Origin of the sequence: Marinilabilia sp. (assembly GCF_016278715.1) — a bacterium.
In the GTDB taxonomy this organism is placed as follows: Bacteria; Bacteroidota; Bacteroidia; order Bacteroidales; family Marinilabiliaceae; genus Marinilabilia.
Genome location: NZ_JADQBH010000075.1, coordinates 1 through 5,206, shown reverse-complemented (window position 1 = coordinate 5,206; position 5,206 = coordinate 1). Strand labels below are relative to the sequence as shown.

Sequence of the window (5,206 nt, the reverse complement as noted above, 5' to 3'; positions counted from 1 at the left end):
CGCTTACCACTTATCTTTTAGGTATTCCGGGTGTTAAAAGCATTCGAAGCTCCTCCATTTTCGGGTTTTCAAGCATTTACATCATATTCGAGGAAGACATCGAATTTTACTGGTCGCGTTCCCGAATATTGGAAAAGCTCAGTTCCATTCCGTCAAGCCTGCTTCCTGAGAATGTTCAGCCTACGCTGGGCCCTGATGCTACGGCTCTGGGACAAGTCTATTGGTACACCATTGAGGGGCGCGACAAAGAGGGAAATCCCACCGGAGGCTGGGACTTACACGAAATTCGTACGGTTCAGGACTACTATGTAAAATACGGACTGAATGCGGCATCCGGAGTATCGGAAGTAGCATCAATTGGGGGCTTTGTCAAAGAATATCAAATAGATGTTGACCCCAATGCGCTCAAAGCATAAGATATACCATTGCACAAAGTAATGACGGCGGTTAAGAAATCGAACCGCGATGTGGGGGCCAAAACGGTAGAAATCAACCAGGCCGAATATCTGGTTCGCGGAATTGGCTACATCAAAACCGTTGAAGATATCGAAAAAGCGGTGGTTGATGTACACGACAATATACCTGTTCGCATACAAGACGTGGCCAGGGTTTCTCTGGGCCCTGCCTCCCGCAGGGGAGCACTCGACAAGGATGGTGCCGAAGTAGTAGGAGGTGTTGTGGTGGCACGTTACGGCGCCAATCCGCTGGAAGTCATCAACAATGTAAAAGAAAAAATAAAGGAAATCGGCACCGGACTGCCAACCAAAACACTGGCCGATGGTACCGAAAGTCAACTCACCATAGTGCCTTTTTACGACCGGTCAGAGCTGATTTATGAAACCCTGGGAACATTGGAAGAAGCATTATCCCTGCAGATTCTCATTACCATACTGGTCATCATTGTAATGATATATAATCTTCGGGCATCGCTAATGATTTCCAGTCTTTTGCCCATTGCGGTGCTGATGGTTTTTATTGCAATGCGCTACTTTGGCGTGGATGCCAACATTGTGGCCCTTTCGGGAATTGCCATTGCCATAGGAACCATGGTCGATTTGGGCATTATCCTGTCAGAGAATGTCGTCAAACACATTGATGATGCCCCACCCGGTCAAAAGCTCATTACTACGGTTTACAATGGAGCCGCTGAGGTGTCATCGGCTATTCTTACTGCTGTGTCAACCACCATTGTCAGCTTTATTCCCGTTTTCACAATGCAAGCGGCCGAGGGCAAGCTGTTTGGACCACTCGCCTTTACCAAAACCTTCGCACTTATAGCGGCTCTCATTGTATCCCTGTTGTTTCTGCCCACACTGGCTCATTGGTTTTTCGGATTGAAAATCAAAAACCGTAAAACATCGCTTTGGGGCAATGGAATCTTAATAGTAATTGGCATTGTGGCTTTAATTTTCGGAGCTGTATGGGGCGGAACGGTTCTTCTCCTCTTTGGGGCAACCGGGTTTGCCAAACTCTATTACGATATGCCCGACCGTGACGACCGCAGGTGGTATCACCATTTGCTGCAAAATGCCGAACTGGTGGTGGCCTTGCTCGCTGTAACCTGGATTCTGGCAACCTACTGGCTGCCTCTGGGCCCTGCAAAAAGTGTGGCGCTCAATATCCTTTTTGTAGCCATACTGATTTCAGTAATTCTGGGGTTCTTCACAATTCTACAACGTTATTACAAACCCATTCTCACCTGGACACTTGAAAACAAAAAGACGTTCCTGATGATTCCCGGCATCCTGATGATATTCGGAATTACCATCTGGCTGGGATTCAACTCCGTTTTCGGGTTTGTGGCCAATGGTTTCGAAAAGGTTGGTGTTAATGTACGAACTACTTCAGTCTGGTCGGGACTGACGCATACACTCCCTGGAATCGGCAAAGAGTTTATGCCTGCGCTGGATGAAGGAAGCTTTTTGCTGATGCCTACATCCATGCCTCACTCAGGTGTTGAATACAACCAAAAGGTGTTGGGACAACTGGACATGCTGATTTCCAACATTCCGGAAGTGGAACTCACTGTGGGCAAACTAGGGCGTGTGGAGTCGGCCCTCGATCCTGCGCCAATATCCATGTACGAGAATGTGATCAACTATAAACCGGAATACGCTTTGGGCAAACGCGGACACCGCGTCCGTTTCAGAACAGACAGTGACGACCGTTTCATCACTGCCGATCATGACACCATTACCAACCAGGAAGCCCTGGAACAAGGCATTACCAAAGAAGACCTCATCCCCGATGAGGACGGGTTATATTTCCGCAACTGGCGTGAGCACATTCACAGCCCGGACGATATTTGGGATGAGATTGTGAAAGTAGCTAAGATACCCGGAGTTACCTCAGCCCCTAAGCTGCAACCCATAGAAACCCGCCTGGTAATGCTTCAGACAGGCATGCGGGCACCCATGGGAATAAAAGTCTATGGACCCGACCTGGAAACCATTGAAGCTTTCGGCATGAAACTCGAGGAAATACTCAAAGAGGTGCCATCGGTAAAAGCCGAAGCTGCCTTTGCCGACCGGGTTATCGGAAAACCCTATATTCATCTAAACATCAACCGTGAGGCCATATCCCGCTACGGTCTCAATGTTGAGGATGTGCAGCAAACCATCGAAACTGCCATCGGAGGAATGAACATCACCACAACGGTGGAGGGACGCGAACGCTTTCCTGTAAGGGTACGGTATCCCAGAGAGCTGCGCAATGACCCCGCAACACTGGGAAATATTCTGATAAATACCCCCACCGGAGCACAGGTTCCACTGAAACAAGTGATTGACATTGAATATGTGCGGGGCCCTCAGATGATAAAAAGCGAGGAGACATTCCTGACCAGTTATGTGCTTTTCGACAAACGTGACGGATATGCCGAGGTAGATGTGGTAAATGATGCCCAGCAAACCATCCAGGACCGGATTGACAGCGGTGAGTTGACCGTCCCGGCAGGTGTGAGTTACAAATTTTCGGGGAATTATGAAAACCAGGTAAGGGCCGAAAAAAGGCTCTCCATAATCGTTCCTTTGGTACTGATCATCGTATTTCTGATTCTGTACTTTCAGTTTAAATCAATAACCACTTCTATGATGATTTTTACCGGAATCGCCATGGCATTCAGTGGAGGTTTCATCATGCTCTGGCTATACGGACAAGGCTGGTTTGCGGATTTTTCCATTTTTGGAACCAATATGCGCGATCTGTTTCAGGTGCAGACGGTCAACCTAAGTGTGGCCGTTTGGGTAGGGTTCATTGCTTTATTCGGACTTGCAACCGACGATGGTGTGGTAATGGGAACCTATCTCGACCAGAGCTTCCGTCGCAAAAAGCCAGAAAGTCTGCAAGCCATCCGCTTGGCCGTGACCGAAGCCGGAGAGAAACGCATTCGGCCTGCGGTAATGACATCAGCCACCACCATCATAGCGTTGTTGCCTATCCTTACCTCCACAGGCCGGGGTGCCGATATTATGATTCCCATGGCCATTCCCGCGTTTGGTGGTATGATGGCAGCGGCAATCACCTATTTTGTGGTACCTGTGTTGTATAGTTTACGTGAAGAACGAAAAATCCGAAATTAATGGTAGAGACGCCCAATTGGGCGTCTATTAAACCAAACAACGCAAATGGTAGAGACGCCCAATTGGGCGTCTCTACAGATAAAAACAAAAAAAATGAAACAAAAACACATCATATTAATCCTGGCATTTTTCGTTTGGTTGGGCCCCAACACCACCGCCCAATCCCTGCAAACCTATTTCGCCACAGCCGCTGAAAACAATCCCGGCCTTCAGGCCAAATACAAGGAGTTTGAGGCAGCCCTGGAGCGTGTCCCGCAGGTGAGTTCACTGGACGATCCCACCTTTTCATTCGGGTATTTTGTTTCTCCCGTAGAAACACGACTCGGGCCACAAAAAGCAAAATTCTCGCTTGCTCAGATGTTCCCGTGGTTCGGGACTCTTAAAGCTAAAGAGAATGCAGCTGCATTAGCCGCAGAAGCTAAATTCCAGGAATTTGTAGATGCACGCAACCAACTTTACTATCGGGTGGCTGCAGCTTATTTTCCCATCTACAAACTCAGGGAATGGAGACAAATTGAGAAGGAAAATATCGAAATTCTCAAATCGTACAAGAACATTTCCACGCGCAACTTTGAAAACGATAAAGGCTCTATGGTTGATGTGCTTAGGGTGGACATCATGCTGAAAGATGCATCCACCAATCTGGATATCCTTAATAAAGAGGAAAAACCGCTGGTCACCACCTTCAATAAGTTACTGAACAGACCGGCAGATGAAGAAGTAACCATTGATTTGGTTACCCGGAAGGATTCACTTCCAGAGCATCAGAATAAAGATTCACTTATGGCGCAGCACCCCGTACTGAAAAAGCTGGAGCTGATGCGTCAGTCGGATGAGGCAGCAGAAGCAGCTGCCAGAAAAAACGGCTATCCAAAATTTGGAATCGGACTTGATTATGTAGCGGTGGGTGAACGCACCGACATGCAGGTTGAAAACAACGGACAGGATGTTATTATGCCGATGGTCTCGGTTTCCATCCCTATTTTCCGAAAAAAATACAATTCGGCTGTTAAGGAGGCTCAGTTAAAGCAGGAAAGTATAGCCCTTCAGAAAGAGGAGTTCTCTAACAATCTGGTTTCAACATATGAGGAGGTATGGTTCGATATCAACAAACAGAATCAGCTCATTGACCTTTACAACGACCAGATAAGAACAACCCGGCAGACATTGAAGTTACTGACCACCTCTTATGCCAACTCCGGAAAAGAATTTGAAGAGGTTTTGCGAATGCAACAAGAACTGCTGAAATATGAAAAGAAAAAGGCAGAAGCCATAAGTCGGTACAAAACGGCGGTAGCCAGAATGGAATATGTATTGGGAAAAAGGTAAAAAGGCAGGACAGTGGAAAGGTGAAGTGGTTGAACGGCAGAGGGCATGAGGATAGAGCATGACGTAAATTATCAGCCCAACCTCTATAAGGGGAGCTGCCATGATAATGCATCCGCAAACCCTTCCACCATCACACCTTTTAACTATTCAACCATAAAAAACGACAAAAACTAAACATCATGAACACAAATAAAAAAAATATCATCATCATTGGAGTGGCCCTGGTAGCCGGACTTTTACTGGGCTGGCTGATCTTTGGCGGCTCCGGGGAAGTACAGACGCCCGATCGGGCGTCT

At 47.3% G+C, this 5,206-nt stretch carries 2 protein-coding genes and 1 pseudogene; all 3 read left to right on the top strand.

Annotated elements, in window-relative coordinates:
* Nucleotides 1-23: 23 nt before the first annotated feature.
* Nucleotides 24-1,289 (top strand): annotated as a pseudogene (locus tag QZZ43_RS04950) (efflux RND transporter permease subunit); the annotation flags it as partial.
* A gap of 192 nt (nt 1,290-1,481) precedes the next feature.
* Nucleotides 1,482-3,581, top strand: coding sequence for an efflux RND transporter permease subunit (locus tag QZZ43_RS04945; RefSeq protein ID WP_367221263.1), 2,100 nt, complete (start codon nt 1,482-1,484; stop codon nt 3,579-3,581).
* 93 nt (nt 3,582-3,674) lie between these two features.
* Nucleotides 3,675-4,910 (top strand): TolC family protein, encoded by a 1,236-nt coding sequence (locus QZZ43_RS04940; RefSeq protein ID WP_291856815.1) that lies wholly within the window; start codon nt 3,675-3,677, stop codon nt 4,908-4,910.
* Nucleotides 4,911-5,206: the final 296 nt, after the last annotated feature.